This is a genomic window from Brevundimonas sp. NPDC007368 (genome assembly GCF_042869015.1).
Classification (GTDB): domain Bacteria; phylum Pseudomonadota; class Alphaproteobacteria; order Caulobacterales; family Caulobacteraceae; genus Brevundimonas.
This window is the reverse complement of record NZ_JBIAFA010000003.1, coordinates 24,987-46,176: the sequence shown is the minus strand read 5'-3', so window position 1 is coordinate 46,176 and position 21,190 is coordinate 24,987. Positions and strand designations below refer to the sequence as shown.

Below are 21,190 nucleotides of genomic sequence, written 5' to 3'. Positions count from 1 at the left end.
GGGTTATCTTGACATCGAGATACTTGAAGTCGAGAGACTAGCGCGATTTTCCAGTGGAGTCCCCTCTCATGATCGCACGGTCCGAAGCCGAACCGGCGCGCGGCGCGTCCCTGCTGCTGCTGGCGGCCATCTTCGCCCTGGCGCTGAACCTGCGGCCGGCGATGGCGGCGGTCGGGCCTCTGCTGGACCTGATCGAGGGGGCGACGGGGATGGATTCCACCGCCGCCAGTATGCTGACCACCCTGCCGGTGGCGATGATCGGCCTCGGCGCCCTGTCGATCCGGCCGCTGCGGAGACGCTTGGGCGAGCGGCGCGGCATCCTGCTGGGCGCGCTGCTGATCGGCGGGGCCTGTCTGGTGCGGGCGACGCTGAAGGATACGGCGGGTCTGATCGCCAGCGCGGCGGCTGTCGGCGTCGGCGTGGCCCTGATCCAGGCCCTGGCGCCGGTCGTGATCAAGCGGGCCTTCCCGACGCGGTTCGGCACGGTGATGGCCGTTTACACCACGGGCATCATGGGCGGGGCGGCCATAGCGGCGGCCACGGCTGCGGGTCTGGCCGAGGCGGTCGGCTGGGCCTGGACGCTGGCCCTGTGGTCCATTCCCTCCTTTGTCGCGGCGGTCGTCTGGCTGATCGCCGCGCGTGATCCGGCGGCCGAGGAAACGGACCGGTCAGCCGTGGTCGAGGTGGCGCACCCCGAGACCCCATTCTGGCGTCAGGGGCGAGCGTGGAGCCTGATCTTCATTATGGGGTTGGGAACTTCGGCCTATACGCTGGTGCTGGCCTGGTTGCCGCCCTTCTATGTGGATCTGGGGCAGGCGAGGGCGACGGCGGGCTACCTGCTCAGCGGCATGACCGGGGCCGAGGTGGCGGCGGGCGTCATCGTCTCGCTAGTGATCGGACGCTTCCCCGATCGGCGCGGGCCGATCCTGATGGCGCTGGTGCTGGCCTTGATCGGTCTGGGCGGGTTGGTCGTCGCGCCGGTCGCTCTGGCGGTTCCGGTCGTGGTGGTCATGGGGTTGGGCATCGGGGCCGTCTTCCCCCTGACCCTGATCCTGGCCATGGATCAGATCGACGATCCGAGCCGGTCCGGCGACCTGCTCGCCTTCGTGCAGGGCGGCGGCTACATCATCGCCAGCCTGTCGCCGCTGGCCGCGGGCCTGCTGCGCGACCACATGGCCGACCTGACGGGGGCCTGGGTCCTGATGGGCGTCGGCGTGGTGGGGCTGGGTCTGATGACGTTGCAGTTCCGGCCGGGTCTGCCCAAGCTGCGCTGAGGCGACCCGGCCTGATCGCTTAGGCGTCCCGCCAGGCCTTCAGGGCCTCCATGGCGCGGATGCTCTGCAGGCGCTTCTTGGCGCGGCCGCGTTCCTTGGGATGGATGCGCTTGCCGTCTTCGTCGACCTTGGGGGCTTCCAGCGGCGGCAGCAGGCCGTAGTTGATGTTCATCGGCTGGAACTTGGAGCCTTCCAGATGGCCGCCGGTGATGTGCTCGACCAAGGCGCCCATGGCGGTTTCAGGCGGCGGGGCCGACAGGTCGCGGCCGAGAGCTTGCGCGGCGGCCAGACGGCCGGTCAACAGGCCCATGGCGGCGCTTTCGACATAGCCCTCGACCCCCGTCACCTGACCGGCGAAGCGCAGGCGCGGCATGGCCTTCATGCGCAGCTGCTTGTCCAGCAGTTGCGGGCTGTTGAGGTAGGTGTTGCGGTGCAGGCCGCCAAGACGCGCGAACTGGGCGTTCTGCAGACCCGGAATCATGCGGAAGGTCTCGGCCTGCGCCCCGTGCTTCAGCTTGGTCTGGAAGCCGACCATGTTGAAAAGGGTGCCCAGGGCGTTGTCCTGACGCAGCTGGACGATGGCGTGGGCCTTGACCGTCGGGTTGCGCGGATTGGTCAGGCCGACGGGCTTCATCGGGCCGTGACGCAGGGTTTCGCGGCCACGCTCAGCCATGACCTCGATCGGCAGGCAGCCGTCGAAGTAGGGGACGTTTTCCCAGTCCTTGAACTCGGCCTTGGGGCCGCCCAGCAGGGCGTCGATGAAGGCGTCGTACTGTGCCTTGTCCATCGGGCAGTTGACGTAGGCGGCGGCGTCGCCGCCGGGGCCTTCCTTGTCATAGCGCGACTGACGCCAGGCGATGTCGAAGTCGATGCTGTCGGCGTGGATGATCGGGGCGATGGCGTCGAAGAAGCTGAGGCTCTCTTCGCCGGTCATCTTCAGGATGGCGTCGGCCAGGGCGGGCGAGGTCAGCGGGCCGGTGGCGACGATGACATTGTCCCATTCCTCCGGCGGCAGACCGGCGATTTCCTCGCGCACGATGGTCACCAGCGGGTGGGCTTCCAGCTTGGCCGTCACGGCTTGCGAGAAGCCGTCGCGATCAACGGCCAGGGCGCCGCCCGCCGGGACCTGATGGGCGTCGCCGCATTCCATGATGATCGAGCCCAGCGCCCGCATCTCGGCGTGCAGCAGGCCCACGGCGTTGAACTCCCAGTCGTCCGAGCGGAAGGAGTTGGAGCAGACCAGTTCGGCCAGACCATCTGTCTGGTGCGCGTCGGTCTTTATGCCCGGCACGCCGCGCATTTCGTGCAGGATAACGGGCACGCCCGCCTGGGCGATCTGCCAGGCGGCTTCGGAGCCGGCGAGGCCGCCGCCGATAACGTGGACGAGTTTGGGAGTGGAAGCTGCGTTCGACATGGCGGCCTTCTAGCGGGCTGCGAGCCTTCCGTCAGCCTGTCATTGCGGCGGGGTGGCGAAGCGGTCGCTGTCTGGCGTATGACGAAGCTTAAGAGGAGCCCATCATGTCCACGGCGTTTTCCATCGGCGAGGCCCTGGCCTCCGGTTTCAGGCTGACGCGACGCCGACCTTTGCGGGTCTGGATGTGGGGCGTGGCGTCGGTGGCGCCGTCGCTGCTGGTGGGCGCGCTGATGCTGCGCCTGTTCGGCGCCATGGCCCTGACGGACATGGGGTCGGAAGAGCCCTCCGCCGCTTTTGTCGAGCAGATGGTGCAGTTCCAGGCCCTGTCGGGGCTGGCGAATATTCTGCAGATGCTGATCTGGGTGGTGGTGACCGCCGCCATCTTTCGGACGGTGCTGTTCCACGAGCGTGCAGATCGTTTCGCCGGCCTCAAGATCGGCATGGACGAGGTGCGGATCGCCGTGGTCGGCCTGGCCATGATCATCGGCTTCTACGCCGCCGCCATCGTGATCGCCCTGATCGCCTTCGCCGTCGGGGCCGGGCTGTGGTTCGTGTCGGAGGCGGCGGCGGTCGCCGTGGGGCTGCTGGTTGCGGTTGTCGCCGGGCTGGCGGTCTGGGGCGTCATCCTGCGGGCCTGTCTAATCATGCCGGCCAGCGTGGCTCTGGGCGACTTCGCCTTTGTTCAGGGCTGGAAGCTGTCGAAGGGGCAGGTGCTGCGGTTGCTGGGGCTGAGCCTGGCTATCGTTGTCGTCGTGCTCGCCATCGAATTGGCCCTGCTTGTGATCGTCGCCGTGGTCCTGTCCCTGCTGGCCGGGATCAATGTCTTCAGCCTGGCCGCAATGCTGGAGCGGGGCGCGCCGCCGACGGTGGACTGGGGCGTGCTGATCCCCTGGGCCCTGGCGGCCTTCGTACCCCTGTCGTGGCTGCAGGGCTTCCTGAACACGGTGATGATGGCGCCCTATGCAGAGGCCTGCAGATCGCTGCTGGCGCAAGCGCCGCAGGACGAAGCGCGTCCGGTTGCGCTAGGCTGATCGGGAATCGAGGACGACCGCATGATCTTTTCCGCCACCGACTGCGCCTTTGAGGGCTTCCGCCTGACGCGGCGCGCGCCCGTCGCCGTCCTGCTGTGGGCCGTGGCCTACGCCGTGTTCTTCGGCCTGTTGTTCCTGCTGGTGGGATCGCATTTTGTCACCATCATGTCTCTGATCTCCCAGTTGGAGGGACAGACCGAGCCGTCGATCGAGGACATGCAGCCGCTGATGCAGGCCTATGGCGTCATCGTCGCCTGGGCCGTGCCTCTGGGCCTGTTCTTCAGCGCCGTCGTCAGCACCGCCATCGCCCGATCGGTCATCCGGCCCGAGGACCGCAAGTTCGGCTACATGCGCCTCGGCAAGGACGAGCTGCGGGTGCTGGGCGCCAGCCTGATCGTCGCCCTGATCATGTTCGGCGCGACCTTCGTCGGCTTCATGATCATCAGCCTGGGCGCCGCTCTGGCGGTGGCCGCGCCGGCGCTGTGGCTGGCCGTGGTCCTGTTGTCTCTGGCGCTGCTGGCGGTCGTGATCTGGCTGTCGGTGCGGCTCAGCCTGGTCGTACCGGCGACCTTCGCTGAGGGGCGGATCGCTGTGAAGTCGGCCTTCGCCATGACGGACAAGAAAATTTTCTGGCCCCTGCTGGGCATGGCGGTCATCGCCTGGGTCATGGCCATGCTGGTCGGCCTTCTGGGATCGGCCGTGGCCGCGCCGCTCAGCCTGATGGTCGGCGGGGCCGAGCGTATGGTCGGCATGGAGGGCGCCAGCGTCCCCAGCCTGCTCAGCGCCCTGGGGCCGATGCTGGCCGTGTCGCTGGTGGTCAACGCCGTCATGACGGCGGCCCAGGTCGTCATCATGTATGCGCCGTTCTCGGCCGCCTATCTGCAGCTCAAGGGCGCGGCGCGCCCTTGAGCTGACGGCGAGGACGCCTGACCGGGCCTGTCAGGCGCTCTTGCGGGCGCGAGGCTTCTTCTCGGCCTTCTGAACCTCAGGCAGGGCCGCCACGCGCGCTTTGCGGCGCTCCTCGTGGCGGTCCAACACCTCCTTGAGGTACTTGCCGGTCCAACTGGCGGGGTTGCTCGCGACCTGTTCGGGGGTGCCGAAGGCCACGATCTCGCCGCCGCCGTCGCCGCCCTCGGGACCGAAGTCCAGCAGGTAGTCGGCGACCTTGATGACATCCAGGTTGTGCTCGATGACGAGGATGGTGTTGCCGTTGTCGACCAGTTCCTGAAGCACCTCCAGCAGCTTGCGCGTGTCCTCGAAGTGCAGGCCGGTCGTCGGCTCGTCGAGGATGTAGAGGGTCTTGCCGGTGGCGCGGCGGGCCAGTTCCTTGGACAGCTTGACCCGTTGGGCCTCGCCGCCCGACAGGGTGGTGGCCGGCTGGCCGACCTTGACGTAGCCCAGACCCACGCGCTCCAGCGTCAGCATCTTGTCGCGGATCGAAGGCACGGCGTTGAAGAAGCGCGCGGCCTCTTCAACCGTCATGTCCAGAACGTCGGATATGCTCTTGCCCTTGAAGACAATTTCCAGAGTTTCACGGTTGTAGCGCTTGCCCTTGCAGACGTCGCAGGTGACGTAGACGTCGGGCAGGAAGTGCATCTCGATCTTGATGACGCCGTCGCCCTGACAAGCTTCGCAGCGGCCCCCCTTGACGTTGAAGCTGAAGCGGCCGGGGCCGTAACCGCGCGCCTTGGACTCGGGCAGGCCCGCATACCAGTCGCGTATCGGGTTGAAGGCGCCGGTATAGGTGGCCGGGTTCGAGCGCGGGGTGCGGCCGATGGGCGACTGGTCGATGTCGATGACCTTGTCGAACTGCTCCAGCCCCTCGATGCGGTCGAAGTTGGCGGGGGCGTCCGAGGCGTTGTGCAGGCGGCGGGCGGCGGCCTTGTACAGGGTCTCGATGGTGAAGGTGGACTTGCCGCCGCCGGACACGCCGGTGACGCAGGTGAACAGGCCGACCGGGATCTCGCCGGTGACGTTCTTCAGATTGTTGCCGGTGGCGCCGCTGATCTTCAGCATCCGTTTGCGATCGACCGGGCGGCGGCCCTCGGGCGGCAGTTCGATCTCGCGCGCGCCGGTCAGGTACTGGCCGGTCAGAGACTTGGGATTGGCCATGACCTCGGCGGGCGTGCCCTGGGCGCAGATCTCGCCGCCGTGGACGCCGGCGGCGGGGCCCATGTCGATGACGTAGTCCGCGGTCAGGATGGCCTCCTCGTCATGCTCGACCACCAGGACCGAGTTGCCGAGGTCGCGCAGGCCCATCAGGCTTTCCAGCAGGCGGGTGTTGTCGCGCTGGTGCAGGCCGATGGAGGGTTCGTCCAGCACATAGAGGACGCCGGTCAGGCCCGATCCGATCTGCGAGGCCAGGCGGATGCGCTGGCTCTCGCCGCCGGACAGGGTGCCGGAACTGCGCGACAGGCTGAGGTAGTCCAGGCCGACGTTGTTCAGGAAGCGCAGCCGGTCGGTGATCTCCTTGAGGATGCGGCGGCCGATCTCGCGCTGCTTGTCCGTCAGGTGATCGTCCAGGGTGGTGAACCACAGATAGGCCTTGGAGATCGACAGCCAACTGATTTCGGCGATGTCGGCACCGCCGACCTTGACGGCCAGGGCTTCGGGCTTCAGGCGTTTGCCGCCGCAGACTTCGCAGGGGGTCTCGGACTGATAGCGGCCCAGTTCCTCGCGGACCCAGGCGCTGTCCGTTTCGCGCCAACGGCGCTCCAGATTGGGCAAGACGCCTTCGAAGGCCTTGGCGACCTCGTATTTGCGGGCGTTGTCGTCATAGACGAACTTGATCTTCTCACCGCCCGAGCCGTGCAGGATGACCTTCTGGGCCTGTTCCGGCAGGTCGCGCCAGGCCTTGTCCATCGAGAAGCCGTAGTGCTGGGCCAGAGACTGCAGGGTCTGGGTGTAGAGGGGCGAGGGGCCACGCGCCCACGGCGCCACCGCGCCCTTGTGCAGGGTCTTGTCGCGGTCGGGGATCACCAGATCGGCGTCGAAGGCCAGCTTGACCCCCAGACCGTCGCAGGTCGGGCAGGCGCCGAAGGGGTTGTTGAACGAGAACAGCCGGGGCTCGATCTCGCTGATGGTGAAGCCCGAGACGGGGCAGGCGAACTTCTCGGAGAAGACGATGCGGCGCGGCTCTTCGCCCTCGGCCGCGTTAGCCCACTCCGCCGTGGCGATGCCCTCGGCCAGGTTCAGCGCCGTCTGGATGCTGTCGGCGTAGCGCGGCTCAAGACCTTCTTTGGTTACAATGCGATCCACGACGATATCGATGTCGTGCTTGAACTTCTTGTCGAGCGCGGGGGCGTCCTCGATGGCGTAGAATTCACCGTCGATCTTCAGGCGCTGGAAGCCCTGCCGCTGCCACTCGGCCATTTCCTTCTTGTACTCGCCCTTGCGGCCGCGAACGACCGGGGCCAGCAGCAGGATCCGCTCGCCATCGGGCAGGGCGGTCAGCTTGTCGACCATCTGGCTGACGGTCTGGCTCTCGATCGGCAGGCCGGTGGCAGGTGAATAGGGTACGCCCACGCGCGCCCACAGCAGGCGCATGTAGTCGTGGATTTCCGTGACCGTGCCGACCGTCGAGCGCGGGTTCCTGGACGTCGTCTTCTGTTCGATGGAGATGGCTGGCGACAGGCCCTCGATCAGGTCCACGTCGGGCTTGCCCATAAGTTCCAGGAACTGACGCGCATAGGCCGACAGGCTCTCGACGTAGCGGCGCTGGCCCTCGGCGTAGATGGTGTCGAACGCCAGCGAGGACTTGCCCGAGCCTGAAAGCCCGGTCATCACGACCAGCTTCTCGCGCGGGATATCGACGTCCACGCCCTTAAGGTTGTGCTCGCGGGCGCCGCGAACGCGGATGAAGTTGTGCTTTTCGGTCATGTAATCCGGGAACGCGGAAGACCCCGGAACGGTCCGGGGCGACGACGCTATATGGGGATCAATTTGCCGGAAACAGCAAGAACAATATGAGAACTTGCGCTCAGTCCTCGGGCGTCCAGGCGGGTTCGGGACGGCGGTAGCGCTCGCCGGGGCCGACCAGGACGTTGTTGGCGTTGGCGACGCCCAACTCCAGGCTTTCGGCGATGCGGCGGGCGCGGACGATGAAGTGGTCGGCGGCGACCGGCGGGCATAGATCGCGGGCGGCGGCCTCGAAGATCTGCAGCCAGCGGTCGAAGTGGCGGGCGTCGATAGGCAGGGGCAGGTGCTTGGGCATGGGTCGGCCCTGATAGACGCCGGTGGACAGGGCGACCGAGGACCAGAAGAGCTTCATTTGCTCTAAGTGTGGGCCCCAGTCCTCGATCCGCTCGGCGAAGATCGGCCCGATGAAGTCGTCGTCGCGGACGCAGGCGTAGAAGCCTTCGACCAGGGCGTCGATCAGGGCCTCGTCGATGCCGGTCTCGTCCCGGATGCGCTGGACGGCTTCGGCGCGGCGGGCGGCGGCCTCGGCGCGGTCGGGAGCGGGGCGGTCGATGCGGAAGGCGACGGTTCGGTCGGGCGCGGTCATGGCCTGAAGATAGGGGCTCGGCGCCGCATCGCAAAAGCGTCGCAGGAGAATTGGGGTTGCGCTGCGAAAGATCAGCACCCATCCTTCTATTCAGCCAACGTATTTGACGAGGAGGCACGACGATCATGATCAGCGCTCTGGAAATCGGTTTCGCCCTTTCCGCTCCGCTCTTCGTGTTCGCCTATGTCCTCGCTCAACCCAAGCCCAAGCCTGTCCGCATCCGCACTCGTGACGCTCAGCAGCGTCGCGGCCCGCACGCCTGACGGACACACCCTTTTCGATAACCTGAGCCTCGCCTTCGGGCGCGAGCGCACGGCCGTCGTGGGCCGCAACGGCGTGGGCAAGACCACGCTGCTGCGCCTTGTCGCCGGTCTGGCCGAACCCGCTGAGGGGACGGTGGCGCGCGCCAGAACGGTGGGTTGGCTGGCGCAGACCTATGAGCCAGCGTCCGGCGAGACCGTGGCCGATACCCTGGGCGCGGCGGAAGCTCTGGCCCTGCTGGCGCGGGTGCTGGCGGGCGAGGGTTCGGTCGAGGACATGGCCGAGGCGGACTGGACGCTGGAGGCGCGGCTCGACGAGGCGCTGGCGCAGGTCGGGCTGAGCGGGTTGGCGCTGGATCGTCAGTTCGCGAGCTTGAGCGGGGGCGAGCAGACGCGGCTGCGGCTGGCGGGGCTGATGCTGGCGGCGCCGGATCTGATCGTGCTGGATGAGCCGACCAACCATCTGGACGCCGAGGCGCGGGCTCTGGTGGCCGAGGTCGTGGGACGTTGGCCGGGCGGGGTGCTAACGGTCAGTCACGACCGGGGCCTGCTGCGGCGGATGGATCGGATCGTCGAACTGTCGAGCCTGGGCGCGTGCGTCTATGGCGGCGGTTGGGACCTCTATGTCGAGCGGCGTGAGGCTGAGCGGGCGGCGGCGGAGCGCGATCTGGAGAGCGCTGAACGCGAGGTCGGACGTGCGGCCCGCGAGGCGCAGACGGCGCTGGAGAAAAAGGCCAAGCGCGACAAGGCGGGACGAGCGCATCGGGCGGGGACGTCCGATCCCAAGATTCTGCTCGACGCCAGAGCGCAGCGGGCCGAGGAATCCGGGGCGCGGGAAGGGCGGCTGGCGGAGCGTCGGCGCGCGGAGGTCGAGGCGCGACTGGTCGAGGCGCGCGAGCGGGTTGAGCGGGCGCGGCTGCTGTCCGTGCCCATGCCTTCAACGGGGCTGGCGGCGGGGAAGACCGTCCTGGCGCTGGACGGGGCGGAGTGGCGCAGTACCGAGGGGCGGCGGATCGTCGGGCCGGTATCGTTGCGGCTGATCGGGCCGGAGCGGGTGGCGATCACCGGGCCGAACGGGGCGGGCAAGACGACGCTGCTCAAGCTGATCGCGGGCGAACTGGAGCCGACGGCGGGGCGGATCGAACGGCCTGTGACGGCGGCGCTACTGGATCAGACGGCGGCGATCCTGAAGCCGGAGGAGACCCTGATCGAGGCCTGGCGGCGGCTGAACCCCGAGAGGACGCCGAACGACGCCCATGCTGCCCTGGCGCGGTTCCTTTTCCGCAACACGGCAGCGCACCGGACGGTGGGGACGTTGTCAGGCGGCGAGCGGCTGAGGGCGGCTCTGGCCTGCGTGATGACGGGGGCGAAGCGGCCGCAGTTGTTGATTCTGGATGAACCGACCAACCATCTGGACCTGGATTCGATCGCGGCGATCGAGGCGGCGCTGACAGCTTATGACGGGGCGCTGGTGATCGTCACTCATGATCGAGACTTTATGGACAATGTGGGCGTCGATCGGGAGGTGCGGCTGGAGCGGGCGACGGGCTGAGTTTTCAAAGACCGTCCCGCATTCTGGTCCGGTTCGGGGATTGCGGCTGCGACTTGTGATCTCCGGGTCAGCCCCAGGCTTCGATCACGCCCTGACGGCGGACGCGGGGGGAGACGGGGCCGGTTGTGACCGGCTCGGCCTCGGCGCGGCCGAAAAGCCAGCCCTGGCCGTAGTTGACCCCGAGGTCCTGAAGCGCCTGGGCGACGTCCTCGGTCTCGATCATTTCGGCGATGGTCGTCATGCCCAGCGAGCCGCACAGTTCGACCAGATGGCCGATCAGGGTGCGGGTGCGGGCGTCGCCGTCAATGTCGCGCACGAAGGCGCCGTCGATCTTGACCGCATCGACCGACAGGCCGCGCAGATAGTCGAAGGCGGCCGAACCGGCGCCGAAGTCGTCGATGCAGACCTTGACCCCGGCGTCGCGCAGGGCGCCGAGGCGGCGGTTGGCGGCGGCGATGTCGGCCAGGGCGGCGGTTTCCGTCACCTCGACAATGAGGCGCTTGCGATTGTCGGGTTCGGAGGCCGTCATCTTCAGCAGGGCTGTGACATAGGCGTCGTTGGCCAGCGAGGCGCCCGAGACGTTGATGGCGATCTTCAGCAGGCCCGAGCCCGGCTGGCGCAGGCGGTGGACGATCTTTTCGGCGACGGCCAGGTCGAAGCTTTCGATCAGGGCCAGTTCCTCGGCCATGCGGATGGCGGGGGCGGGGCCGCCCGCCTGGCCGAAACGGGCCAGGGCTTCGAAGTGGTGCACGGCCCGCGTCTTCAGATCGACGATGGGCTGATAGAAGAGGGCGAATTCCCGGTCGCGGACGATGCTGCGGAAGCGATCGGCGTCCTTCAGGGTGCGGGACAGGGAGTCGGCGAAGCTGAGCTCGGGCTGGGCGGCGTTGTCCTTGAGGCAGCCCTCGATGGCGAATCGCATGGCGCGCAGGGCGCACAGGGCGTCGGAGCCGACGGGGGTTTCGCTGGCGCGCGAGCTCAGGGTCAGACCCTCGGCGAGGCCGGCCTCGCGGACCTCGGCCTCCAGATCGCGACCGTCATCGACCTCCTTGATCAGCGCATAGCGGCTGGCCGTCAGTTGGCCGGCGCTGACCCCGTCGTGCGAGGCCGCTTGCAGCCGGGCGCCGATGCGGGCGGCGACGCGTTCGTGGGCGGCGTCATTGTCGGCGCTGAGTCCCTGAACCTCGATGAAGGCCATGGCCAGACGCTGCAATGCGGCGCCGGACTTGCCGTTCAGCCCCTCGCGAGCGAGCGCCATGAAGCCTTCGGCATCCGTCAGGGGGCGAGCTTCGAGGTCTTCGAGCACGAATGGCTCGCCCTGCCAGGTCAAGGCGCAGGATACCGCAGGCGCCAGATCGGGCAGGATGAAGGCGCGGAACAGCGCGCGACGCACGCGCCCGTCGCCGCAGTCGGCAAGAATTTCCAGCGGCTGGCTGCGCGCCCCGCCTGTCATGCCGCCGAGAGTCTCCTGAACCGCCTCACGGCTGGAGAACGACAACAGATCGGCGAAGGGGCGACCGATCCAGGCGGCCGTCGATTGTCCCGTCGTGGGCCCGGCCCCGAGGGCGAAGCTGACCACGCCCTTGTCGTTCACCTCGACGAGGGCGTCGGCGGCGGCGAAAGCGAGACCAAGCAGGCGGGATTTCAGGTTCATGAACCGACCTTGCGGTTCAGCCCGTTAAGAAAACGCGGATCGACACCGGTTTCTTTGGTTGAATCAGGCCTTGCGGTTGAGGGCCACGGCGCGGCCGTCGCCCTCGGTGGCGCGACCCGAAGCGCCGTAGCCGGCGCCCTGGGCGCGAGCGCCGGCGACCTCGGCCGCGATGGTGCGGACCAGACCTTCGGAAACCTGACGGGCGGCGTCCACGGTTGAGGCGTGCTCCGCCAGAACGGCTTCAAAGTCCTGGGTGGCGACGATCAGGGCGTCGCGAAGCTCAGACGGGATGACGGTCAGGAAGGCGGGGGCGGCCTTGGCCTGGGCCGACTCGCGGCGATAGAGGTTGGCCAGTTCCTGGGTCTTGGCCATGCCTGCGGCCACGTCCTGGGCGCGATGGGCGCGGAAGGCGTCGCGCTCGACGGCGAGGCGCTCGGTCAGGGCCTGGGTCAGGTTGATCAACTGCCGGGCGCGCAGGGTGGAGGTTTCGACGTCGGCGGTCACGCGGTCTGTTCCTGCATCTTGAGCATTTCGGACATGACGGTGTCGGCCAGGCCGACGCCGCCCGCCTTGACCGTCTGCCTGGCCATGGCGTCCAGGAGGAAGCTGCGCCAGGTCTCCTCGGCGCTGCCGCCGCCGAAGGGGCCGTCGGTTTCCAGGCCCTCGAACATCGGCTTGAACATCTGCGACAGGAAGCTGGCCTCGAAGTCCTGGGCGGTCTTGCGCATCTGGTCGGCGGACTGGTCGCGGCGACCGAGGGCGTCGGCGGGGGCCAGGGAGGAGGCGGGGGCGGCGAAGATCATCACATCACCTCGATGTCGGCTTGCAGGGCGCCGGCGGCCTTGATGGCCTGCAGGATGCTGATCATGTCGCGCGGGCTTACGCCGAGGGCGTTCAGGCCGTTGACCAGGGTCGAGAGCGAGGCGCCGCCGTTGACGATCCGCATCTGGCGGCCGGTTTCTTCCTCGATCGAGACGTTGGACTGCGGCACGACGACCGTCTGGCCGCCGCGGCTGAAGGGCTCGGGCTGGCTGACCATGGGGTTTTCCTGAACCGAGACGGTCAGGTTGCCCTGGGCGATGGCGACGGTGGAGATACGCACCGCGTCGCCCATGACGATGACGCCGTTCACCTCGTCGATGATGACCTTGGCCGGGGCGTCGACACGGACCGGCAGGTTCTCGACCTGGCTGATGAAGCCCGCCATGCCCATGGTCTGGGGCGAGCGGACGGCGACGACCGTGCCGTTCTCGGCGAAGGCGCTGTTCGGATAGGTCTGGTTGATCACGGCGGCGACGCGCTGGGCCGTGGTGAAGTCGGGGTTGCGCAGGGTCAGGCGCACGATGGGCATGGCCGACAGGTCAAATCCGGTCTCGCGCTCGACCACGCCGCCCGAGGCGATGCGGCCGGCGGTCGGGACGCCGCGCGTGACCGAGGAGCCCGAGCCGCCCGAGGCCGAGACGGCGCCGGTCTGAACCGAGCCTTGGGCCACGGCGTAGATCTCGCCGTCGGCGCCCTGCAGGGCCGTGACCAGAAGCGTGCCGCCCAGCAGGCTCTTGGCGTCGCCCATGGCCGAGACGGCGACGTCCAGGCGCGAGCCCGGCGTGGCGAAGGGCGGCAGGTCGGCGGTGATCATGACCGCCGCGACGTTCTTGGTGTTCAGGTTGGCGCCGCGGATATTGACGCCCTGGCGCTCCATCATCCCTTCCAGCGACTGGCGGGTGAAGGGCGAGTTGCGCAGGCTGTCGCCGGTGCCGTTGAGGCCGACCACCAGGCCGTAGCCGACCAGCTGGTTGGTGCGGACGCCCTCGACGGAGACGATGTCCTTGATCCGCGACTGAGCCTCGGCCGCGTTCGGCGTCGCAGCCAGAATCAGGGCGGCGGAAGCGGAGGCGATGAGGGCGGTGAGCAACTTCTGCATACGACAGACGTCCTGTTGAGGCGTTCGGGGTTAACCATGCGAAGTTCGTGCCGAGCGAAAAATGCAGTGAAATCAGTCGTTGCCGTGCGAGGTGTCGGCGCCTCGCGGCAGAATCTGCCGGGGCGTTAACCAAGCGGTGACCCTCGTGGCCGATGGTGCAGGCTGATCGGGAGCATGGATCATGAAGGTCACCGGCCCCTCGGGCGCGACATCGACGCAAGGTTCACGGCCCGCCCGCGCGGCGGGCGGCTTCAGCCTGCCGGCCAGCGGGGCGGCGTCCGGCCCGGCCTCGGCCGCCGCGACTTCCTCAGCATCAAGCGTAGCGGGCGTTTCGGCCCTGATGGCCCTGCAAGGCGTCGAGGACGCCACCGAGCGGCGGCGCCGGGCGATCCGTCGCGGCGGCGGGCTTCTGGACAGGCTGGATGAGCTGAAGCTGGCGATGCTGAACGGCCAGGACGGGGCACCGGCCCTGGAGCGGCTGGCGCGGACTCTGCGCGAGGAGCGGCCCGAGGACGCCGACCCGGGTCTGAACAGCGTGCTGGACCAGATCGATTTGCGCGCCGCCGTGGAAATGGCGAAGGCGGAAGCCGTGCGGGCGCGGGCCTAGAAGTCCCCGTAAACACGGCGGAAACCTCGTGTCAGAGGCTGGGGTGAGGATATTTTGCCACAGTCTCGCCCTATTAATGAACCTGCGCCATATCACGGACACGCGAACGCCATTGCCGCGACTCTCCGCCTTGCCTATACGGCCAGTGCGCCGCAGGGGGGCGCAGATAAATGAGCGTGAGTGCGATGAACGCATTAGCGTCTGTGATCGAGGGGGACCCGGTCGTGTACCGTCCCACCGACGACGAGCCGTTTATGAACGAGCGGCAGCTGGCCTATTTCAAGGCCAAGCTTCTGGCGTGGAAGGATGACATCCTCCGCGAATCCAAGGGCACTGTCGTTAATCTGAAAGCCGAAACCGAGAATCACCCGGATCTGGTGGACCGGGCCTCGTCGGAATCCGACCGGGCGCTGGAGCTTCGGACCCGCGACCGCCAGCGCAAGCTGATCTCCAAGATCGAGGATGCGCTGCGCCGGATCGAGGACGGTTCCTACGGCTATTGCGAGGATACCGGCGAACCGATCGGCCTGGGCCGACTGGAAGCCCGCCCGACGGCGACCCTGTCGGTCGAGGCCCAGGAGCGGCACGAACGCCGCGAACGGGTCCATCGCGACGACTGACGCCAAGTTTGGCGACTGATTGGGCGGATCGACTTGACTTGAAGGGGCGGTGGCGCGACCAAGCCGCCTTCCTATCGAGGTCGTTGATCCCCCATGTCCGTCAAGGTTCGTTTCGCCCCGTCGCCTACGGGTAAGCTGCACGTCGGCAATGTCCGCACCGCTCTGGTGAACTGGCTGTTCGCCAAGGGGCAGGGCGGCTCGTTCGTTCTGCGCATCGACGACACCGACCTGGCGCGCTCGACGCAGGAGTACGAGGACGGCATCGAGACCGACCTGACCTGGCTGGGTCTGGTCTGGGACGAGCGTTACAACCAGTCCAAGCGGTTCGACCGTTATGAAGAGGCCGCCGCGCGGCTGAAGGCCTCGGGCCGCCTTTACGCCTGCTACGAAACCTCGGAAGAGCTGGATCGCCGCCGCAAGGTGCAGCTGTCGCGCGGCCTGCCGCCCATCTATGACCGCGCCGCTCTGGAGCTGACCGAGGCTGAGAAGGCCGCCTATGAGGCCGAGGGCCGTCGTCCGCACTGGCGCTTCAAGCTGGAAGGCAAGCGTGTCGCCTGGGAAGACCTGGCGCGGGGTCACGCCGAGGTGGACACCGCCTCGATGTCGGACCCGGTGCTGATCCGCGAGGACGGCCTGTTCCTCTATACCCTGCCGTCGGTCGTCGACGACATCGACATGGACATCACCCACATCATCCGGGGCGAGGACCACGTCACCAACACCGGCGCGCAGATCGAGATCTTCGAAGCGCTGGACGCCAAGGTGCCGGGCTTTGCGCACATGCCGCTGCTGGTCGGCGCCGACGGCGCGGCCCTTTCGAAGCGTCTGGGTTCGCTGTCGATCAGCGACATGCGCGACCAAGGCTATGAGCCGATCGCCATCACCAGCCACCTGGGCAAGATCGGCACCTCGGACAATCTGGAGATCGCCGCCTCGGTCGAGGCCCTGGGCCAGTCCTTCGCCTTCTCCAAGATGGGCCGTTCGCCCGCGCGCTACGACACCGCCGATCTGGATCGTTTGAACGCACAGGCCCTGCACGGCCTGACCTATGCCGAGGCGCAGCCGCGTCTGGCCGCTCTGGGCGTCGATCTGGGCGAAGGCTTCTGGGAAGCCGTGAAGCCGAACCTGAACAAGTTCGCCGATGTGGCGGACATGGCCAAGATCGTCACCGGTCCAGTCACGCCGGTGATCGAGGACGCCGCCTTCGCCGCCGCTGCCCTGGAAGTTCTGCCGGAAGTGATCGACGCGGGCGCCTGGTCGGCGTGGACGACGGCGGTGAAGGAGAAGACCGGCGCCAAGGGCAAGGGCCTGTTCATGCCCCTGCGTCTGGCCCTGACCGGACAGGCGCACGGCCCGGACATGGCGGCCATGGCGCCGCTGATCGGTCGAGAAGCCATCGTGCGTCGCCTGAAAGGCGAGGCGGGCTGAGCCTTCAGCCCCTGCTGAATACAAGAAAGGCCGCCTTCACGCGAAGGCGGCCTTTTTCGTTTGATCGATACGGCTGGATCAGCCGGCGTTGCAAGCCGCCAGGGCCTGTGCGTCGAGGGCTTCGCCCTTGTAGCTGAAGGCCGTGACCGGGCCGAGCTTGGCGACCACGCGGCGGCAGGCGCGCGCGGCGGGCTGGCTGGCGCCGCCCGAAGCGGTGCAGGACGCGCCTTCGCAGCGCCAGGCGGCGCCGTCAACGATGACGCGGCCGGCCGGGGCCTTGGCGGCGTCGGCGAGCGTCAGGCTGGTGGCCGGAGCGTCGGCGGCGAAGGCAGGGGCAGCCGCGAACAGCGCGACGGCGGCGAGAAGAGCACGCATAGGCAAGTCTCCGAGATGGGCAGGGCGCACGCCCTTATGACGCCATAGTCAGTTTTCTTTCGAAACTGTCAATGAGTCTCGATGCGACGGATCGACGCTTTATGACCCACGTTTACTTACCGACGATCATGTTTCAAGTGCGGCGTCTCCTCGGCCTTTTTCATGGCGACGACGGCCTCTTCGACCGTGTCGACGCTGATGTAGGCGTCCAGGAAGCTGGCGGGCGTCATGCCTTCTTGCACGCTGTGGCGGATCAAGGCGAAGTAGTTTTCCCAGAAACCGTTCAGGTTCAGGAAGATGACCGGCTTGGCGTGCAGGTCGAGGCGCTTCCACGACAGCAGCTCGATCGCTTCTTCCAGGGTGCCGATGCCGCCCGGCGCCACGACGAAGACGTCGGATTGATCGTACATGAGCTGTTTGCGCTCATGCATCGAGGTGACGACCACGGTCTCCACGTCGTCGAACAGGCGTTCGCGGCTGCGCAGGAAGGCCGGCATGATGCCGACGACGCGACCGCCGGCCTCGTGCGCCGCGCGGGCCGAGGCCCCCATCAGGCCCACGCCGCCGCCGCCATAGACCAGCCGCCATCCGGCCTCGGCCGTCGCCTTGCCGAACTCGGTCGCGGCCTGGACGTACCGCGGGTCCGCCCCGTCGGACGAGCCGCAGAACAGGCAGACCGAACGGCCTTCGAAGGGGACGATGTTGGCGGGCGGCAAAGACATGGGGCCTCGATACAGGAAGGGAGACAGGGCGGCGTCGGCCGCGCTATCTGAGCAGCATAGGCATATCGCTACGCGGGTCAGGATGAAACGTCGGATTGTCGTCGCAGGGCTCTGCACCGCATTGGCGCTGGCGGGCTGCACCGCTCCGGTGGAGCGTTCGCAGCACGAGGAAGAGCGTGAGGAAGGCGGGTGGACGGCCTCGCCGCGCATCAGGGCGGTCGAGCGACAGGGGGCCGGTCTGGTGGTCCGCGGCGAAGCGTCGCCGGGCGCGCGCGTGGTGCTGCGCGGGGATCAGGACATCGCCTTTGCGGCTGGGGCGGATCAGGCCGGGCGGTTCGAGCTTCATGTCGGAGCCCTGCCCAAGGCGGTCGTGCTGACGCCCGAGGTTCGGATCGGGCAGTTTCTGACGCCGGGGCCGGAGCGGCTGCTTCTGGCGGGTGACGGCGCGCCCGGCGGTGCGCTCCTTGCGGCCTTGCTGATCGAAGGGGGAGCCAGTCGACGCCTGTCCCCCGGTCCGACCCTTGATTCGGTTGACGGCGACGGGCAGGGGCTGGTCGTTTCCGGTAGGGCCGGTGCGGGAGCGCGCGTGACGGTTTCGGCCGATGGCGAAGCGCCGCTTGAGGTCGTCGCTGACGATGGGGGGCGCTGGACGGCCGCCTTGCCCAGCGTCGGCGATCGCGTTGTGAAAATCGTCGTGAACGGCGCCGCGTTCGCCTATCCCGGTCCGGCTGGGGGAGCGGGCGTCGGCAGCATCGAGCGAGCTGGAGACGGTTGGCGACTGACTCGAGTGCTGTCGCCTTCGGCGCGGCAGACAAGCTGGTTCCCGGACGCGTGATGTGTCGGGCGGGTGAGATTTACGTTTGATTAACCAAACCGGTCGATCAACGAGATGTCTTCTTTTCGAGGACACCCACCATCACCGAACGACTTTTCAGCCCGGCGCGGAATGCGTCGGGCTTTCTTTTGTGGGCGCGAGCCCAGCGACGCAGGAGGCCGTCGAGTTCGCGCCATTCGTCGAGGCCGAAGCGCTTCGCCCTGGTTATCCCGTGGCGGCGGCCATGAAGCAACCGTGGCGTTGATGCGCTTCCAGTCGGGCGCGGGCGTTCTCACTGGGAGGCGATTTGTTCAGGCGGCGACGCCGAACAGGCGACCGACGCCCGCAGTTATGGCCATGGCCAGCGCGCCCCAGAAGACCACGCGCCCCGCGGATCGGCCGATCGGCGCGCCTCCGGCCCGGGCCCCCAGGGCGCCCAGGAGAGCCAGCCCGAGCAAGGCCGATCCGGCGACCCAAAGGGCCAGGCTGGAGACAGGCGCGAAAACCGCGACGATCAATGGGAGCGCGGCCCCGGCCGAAAAGGTTGCGGCGGAGGTGATCGCAGCCTGGATCGGCCGGGCGGCGGTGGTTTCGGAAATGCCGAGTTCGTCGCGGGCGTGGGCTCCGAGAGCGTCGTGCGCCATCATCTGCTTCGCCACTTCTGTCGCCAGGTCGGGAGCGACCCCGCGAGCGGCGTAGATCCCCGCCAATTCTCGCACCTCGGCCTCGTGGTCCCCGGCTAGCTCCGAGATCTCGCGCGCGAGATCGGCTTTTTCGGTGTCGGATTGAGAACTGACGGAGACATATTCGCCGGCGGCCATGGACATGGCGCCGGCGGCGAGGCCCGCGATCCCGGCGACCAGCACCGCGCCCTGGTCGGATGCGGCGGCGGCGACGCCTACCATGAGGCTCGCGGTCGAGACGAGGCCGTCATTGGCGCCGAGCACCGCCGCTCTGAGCCAGCCGATGCGCTCCACCCGATGGGATTCCCTATGAGGCATGGTCTCGTCTCCCGATGGCCGTTTGGAGCAGACGCTGTATGCGGCCTTGAGGCAAGACCGCGAGCCACAGAACGCGGGCCGCGGAGAGCGATCACTCCGCTGGGCGCTGAGGCGGGCCGCAAGTTCGCTCCTGCGGAGGCGCAGATAGCGTGTTCGACGCCGGCCGGAATTGACGATGGTCAAGGTCCGGCCGGACGAAGCCGTTCAACATCAGGCTGCGCCCGGTTCCAGGACGCGTGTTTTCAGCTGCGAGGTCGGTAGCAAGGCCATGCCCATGCCGCGTCAAGCCTTACCGCTTCATGTTCGGGCTGACGGGGCCGATGTCAGATTGGTGCGCTGGGTTCAGGGCCCCCATGAGGCGCAGGCGTCTTCCTTCCGGAACCCTCGATGAGTCTGTCCCTTGCTTTCCACGGCGCGGCGGAATGCGTCACAGGATCCTGTGCGCTGGTCGAGACGGGCGGCGCGCGGTTCCTGGTGGATTGCGGGCTGTTTCAGGGCTCGAAGTCGCTCAAGGGGTTGAACCATGGCGCCTTTCCGTTTGATGTCTCGTCCATCGACGCCGTCTTTCTGACCCACGCTCATATCGATCACTCCGGCCTTCTGCCCAAGCTGGTGCGCACCGGCTATCGCGGTCCGATCTACGCTACGCGAGCCACGCGCGATCTTTGCGAGGTCATGCTTACGGACGCCGCCGAGATCCAGGAGGGCGACGTTGCTCACCTGAACCGGCGCAACCAGAGGCGCGGGATCGACGAGGTGGAGCCCATCTATACGGTGGCGGACGTGGAGCCGACCCTGCGGCGCTTCCAGACGGTGAAGTTCGGCGAAATGATCGAACCCTTGCCAGGGGTCCAGGCCCGCTGGTGGCCGGCCGGGCATCTGCTGGGCGCCGCCTCGATCGAGGTGGTCGTCACGGAGGGCGGTGCGCCGGTGCGGCTCCTGTTCTCGGGCGATCTGGGGTCCGGCCGCCAGCCGCTGCTGCCGACGCCGGACGGACCGGTCGGGGTCGATCACGTCATTCTGGAATCCACCTATGGCGAGCGGATCCGCCAGGACCTGACGCCGGAAGCCCGTCGAGAAGTGCTGGCGGAGGAGATGCGGCAGGCCATGGCGGCCGGCGGTCCCTTGCTGATGCCGACCTTCGCCGTGGGACGCGCCCAGGAACTGATCCTCGACCTGCTGGCGGTGATGCGCGAGGCGCCGGAACTGGCGACCGAGATCTTCCTGGACTCGCCCCTCGCGATCGAAGCGACCGACGTCTTCCTGAGGCGAGGATGGAACGCCGAGGCGGAAGAAAACCCTTACCTCGAACTCCGCCACGCGCCGCGCCTTCACTATCTGATGCGGCCGCAGGAGAGCGACGGGCTGGAGCGGCTGCGCGACTGGCATGTCATTCTGGCGGGCAGCGGCATGTGCGACGCCGGCCGCATCCGGCGGCATCTGAAGCGGCTGCTCTGGCGGCGAGAAACCACCGTCCTGATCACCGGCTTTCAGGCGGCGGGGACGCTGGGCCGGGTGTTGCTGGAGGGGCGACGTCTGGTGCGCATCCAGGGCGACGACGTGCGTGTCAATGCGCGCATACGCGAGATTGACGCCTATTCCGCCCACGCCGATGCGGTCGGTCTGGTCGCCTGGCTGAAGGCGCGCGAGCCGGTGGGCGGCAAGGTCTTTCTCGTCCACGGGGAGCCCGACGCACGCACCGGCCTGGCGGCCCGGCTGGTCTCTGCAGGGATCGATCACGCAACGATCCTGGCGCCGCTTCTGGATGAAACCTTCGTCCTCACGGCGAGGGACGCGCTGACTTCCGAATCCCCTCAACGACTCATGCCCGGGGCGGCCGCCAGACCCGACTGGCGCAATGGTCGCGCGGAATTCCTGGGCGATCTCAACGAGACCCTGCTGGCCGCTCCGGACGACGCGACGCGCGAGGCGCTGATCGCGCGGTTGCTCGCGGCGCTCAAACCGTCAGGTCCCGGCGGGTGAGGGCCATGTCCGTTCTTCAGGAAGGTTGAT

General features: G+C 67.8%; 20 protein-coding genes. 10 read left to right on the top strand and 10 right to left on the bottom strand.

Annotated elements, in window-relative coordinates; genetic code table 11:
• Positions 1-68 precede the first annotated feature (68 nt).
• Positions 69-1,274: an MFS transporter gene (locus ACFYLW_RS06755; protein ID WP_312065373.1), complete on the top strand. Its 1,206-nt coding sequence runs from the start codon at positions 69-71 to the stop codon at positions 1,272-1,274.
• Positions 1,275-1,293: 19 nt separating this feature from the next.
• Here ACFYLW_RS06755 and trmFO read toward each other — a convergent pair whose 3' ends face one another.
• On the bottom strand, positions 1,294-2,688 hold the full coding sequence (gene trmFO / locus ACFYLW_RS06750) for a methylenetetrahydrofolate--tRNA-(uracil(54)-C(5))-methyltransferase (FADH(2)-oxidizing) TrmFO (protein ID WP_312065372.1): 1,395 nt from the start codon (positions 2,686-2,688) through the stop codon (positions 1,294-1,296).
• A gap of 104 nt (positions 2,689-2,792) precedes the next feature.
• Here trmFO and ACFYLW_RS06745 point away from each other — a divergent pair, with 104 nt between their 5' ends.
• Together ACFYLW_RS06745 and ACFYLW_RS06740 are read left to right on the top strand one after the other, a co-directional pair.
• Positions 2,793-3,719 (top strand): hypothetical protein, encoded by a 927-nt coding sequence (locus tag ACFYLW_RS06745; RefSeq protein WP_312065371.1) that lies wholly within the window; start codon positions 2,793-2,795, stop codon positions 3,717-3,719.
• A 21-nt stretch (positions 3,720-3,740) separates the two neighbouring features.
• Positions 3,741-4,628 carry a hypothetical protein gene (locus ACFYLW_RS06740; RefSeq protein ID WP_312065370.1) on the top strand — a complete coding sequence of 296 codons (888 nt, stop codon included), beginning with the start codon at positions 3,741-3,743 and terminating at the stop codon, positions 4,626-4,628.
• A gap of 30 nt (positions 4,629-4,658) precedes the next feature.
• Here ACFYLW_RS06740 and uvrA read toward each other — a convergent pair whose 3' ends face one another.
• Together uvrA and ACFYLW_RS06730 are read right to left on the bottom strand one after the other, a co-directional pair.
• On the bottom strand, positions 4,659-7,598 hold the full coding sequence (gene uvrA, locus ACFYLW_RS06735) for an excinuclease ABC subunit UvrA (RefSeq protein ID WP_312065369.1): 2,940 nt from the start codon (positions 7,596-7,598) through the stop codon (positions 4,659-4,661).
• A gap of 100 nt (positions 7,599-7,698) precedes the next feature.
• Positions 7,699-8,223 carry a group III truncated hemoglobin gene (locus ACFYLW_RS06730; protein WP_312065368.1) on the bottom strand — a complete coding sequence of 175 codons (525 nt, stop codon included), beginning with the start codon at positions 8,221-8,223 and terminating at the stop codon, positions 7,699-7,701.
• A 125-nt stretch (positions 8,224-8,348) separates the two neighbouring features.
• Between ACFYLW_RS06730 and ACFYLW_RS06725 the strand changes: the two genes are divergently transcribed.
• Together ACFYLW_RS06725 and ACFYLW_RS06720 are read left to right on the top strand one after the other, a co-directional pair.
• The gene (locus ACFYLW_RS06725) at positions 8,349-8,486 is read left to right on the top strand and encodes a hypothetical protein (RefSeq protein WP_312065367.1); all 138 of its coding nucleotides are present in this window, start codon (positions 8,349-8,351) and stop codon (positions 8,484-8,486) included.
• Positions 8,452-10,035 (top strand): ABC-F family ATP-binding cassette domain-containing protein, encoded by a 1,584-nt coding sequence (locus ACFYLW_RS06720; protein WP_312065366.1) that lies wholly within the window; start codon positions 8,452-8,454, stop codon positions 10,033-10,035. The genes ACFYLW_RS06725 and ACFYLW_RS06720 overlap by 35 nt, the downstream gene beginning before the upstream one ends.
• Before the next feature lie 67 nt (positions 10,036-10,102).
• Here ACFYLW_RS06720 and ACFYLW_RS06715 read toward each other — a convergent pair whose 3' ends face one another.
• The 4 genes from ACFYLW_RS06715 to ACFYLW_RS06700 all read right to left on the bottom strand — a co-directional run bounded on the left by ACFYLW_RS06715 (position 10,103) and on the right by ACFYLW_RS06700 (position 13,610).
• Complete coding sequence (locus tag ACFYLW_RS06715; RefSeq protein ID WP_312065365.1) at positions 10,103-11,689, bottom strand: EAL domain-containing protein; 1,587 nt, start codon at positions 11,687-11,689, stop codon at positions 10,103-10,105.
• Between the two features lie 63 nt (positions 11,690-11,752).
• Positions 11,753-12,193: a flagellar basal-body protein FlbY gene (locus ACFYLW_RS06710; protein WP_313471999.1), complete on the bottom strand. Its 441-nt coding sequence runs from the start codon at positions 12,191-12,193 to the stop codon at positions 11,753-11,755.
• Complete coding sequence (locus tag ACFYLW_RS06705; RefSeq protein ID WP_312066179.1) at positions 12,190-12,492, bottom strand: rod-binding protein; 303 nt, start codon at positions 12,490-12,492, stop codon at positions 12,190-12,192. Before ACFYLW_RS06705 ends, ACFYLW_RS06710 begins: the two co-directional genes overlap by 4 nt.
• Entirely contained in the window at positions 12,492-13,610 is a 1,119-nt protein-coding gene (locus ACFYLW_RS06700; protein ID WP_292082962.1) for a flagellar basal body P-ring protein FlgI, read from the bottom strand. Before ACFYLW_RS06700 ends, ACFYLW_RS06705 begins: the two co-directional genes overlap by 1 nt.
• Positions 13,611-13,791: 181 nt before the next feature.
• On the opposite strand from ACFYLW_RS06700, the gene ACFYLW_RS06695 reads away from it, so the two are divergent.
• The 3 genes from ACFYLW_RS06695 (at position 13,792) to gltX (ending at position 16,265) form a co-directional block, all read left to right on the top strand.
• The gene (locus ACFYLW_RS06695) at positions 13,792-14,217 is read left to right on the top strand and encodes a flagellar assembly protein FliX (RefSeq protein ID WP_312066177.1); all 426 of its coding nucleotides are present in this window, start codon (positions 13,792-13,794) and stop codon (positions 14,215-14,217) included.
• A gap of 185 nt (positions 14,218-14,402) precedes the next feature.
• A complete protein-coding gene (gene dksA / locus ACFYLW_RS06690) occupies positions 14,403-14,837 on the top strand; it encodes an RNA polymerase-binding protein DksA (protein WP_292082960.1) in 435 nt (144 codons plus the stop codon).
• A gap of 93 nt (positions 14,838-14,930) precedes the next feature.
• On the top strand, positions 14,931-16,265 hold the full coding sequence (gene gltX, locus ACFYLW_RS06685) for a glutamate--tRNA ligase (protein WP_312066176.1): 1,335 nt from the start codon (positions 14,931-14,933) through the stop codon (positions 16,263-16,265).
• Positions 16,266-16,343: 78 nt separating this feature from the next.
• Here the strand turns inward: gltX and ACFYLW_RS06680 are convergent, their stop codons facing one another.
• Both ACFYLW_RS06680 and ACFYLW_RS06675 read right to left on the bottom strand, forming a co-directional pair.
• Entirely contained in the window at positions 16,344-16,640 is a 297-nt protein-coding gene (locus ACFYLW_RS06680) for a CC_3452 family protein (RefSeq protein ID WP_292082958.1), read from the bottom strand.
• A 116-nt stretch (positions 16,641-16,756) separates the two neighbouring features.
• On the bottom strand, positions 16,757-17,362 hold the full coding sequence (locus tag ACFYLW_RS06675; protein WP_312065453.1) for a TIGR00730 family Rossman fold protein: 606 nt from the start codon (positions 17,360-17,362) through the stop codon (positions 16,757-16,759).
• An 82-nt stretch (positions 17,363-17,444) separates the two neighbouring features.
• On the opposite strand from ACFYLW_RS06675, the gene ACFYLW_RS06670 reads away from it, so the two are divergent.
• Positions 17,445-18,197: a hypothetical protein gene (locus ACFYLW_RS06670; RefSeq protein WP_390182936.1), complete on the top strand. Its 753-nt coding sequence runs from the start codon at positions 17,445-17,447 to the stop codon at positions 18,195-18,197.
• A 290-nt stretch (positions 18,198-18,487) separates the two neighbouring features.
• Here the strand turns inward: ACFYLW_RS06670 and ACFYLW_RS06665 are convergent, their stop codons facing one another.
• Positions 18,488-19,177, bottom strand: coding sequence for a VIT family protein (locus tag ACFYLW_RS06665; protein WP_312065451.1), 690 nt, complete (start codon positions 19,175-19,177; stop codon positions 18,488-18,490).
• A 387-nt stretch (positions 19,178-19,564) separates the two neighbouring features.
• Between ACFYLW_RS06665 and ACFYLW_RS06660 the strand changes: the two genes are divergently transcribed.
• Positions 19,565-21,160: an MBL fold metallo-hydrolase gene (locus tag ACFYLW_RS06660; protein WP_312065450.1), complete on the top strand. Its 1,596-nt coding sequence runs from the start codon at positions 19,565-19,567 to the stop codon at positions 21,158-21,160.
• Positions 21,161-21,190: the final 30 nt, after the last annotated feature.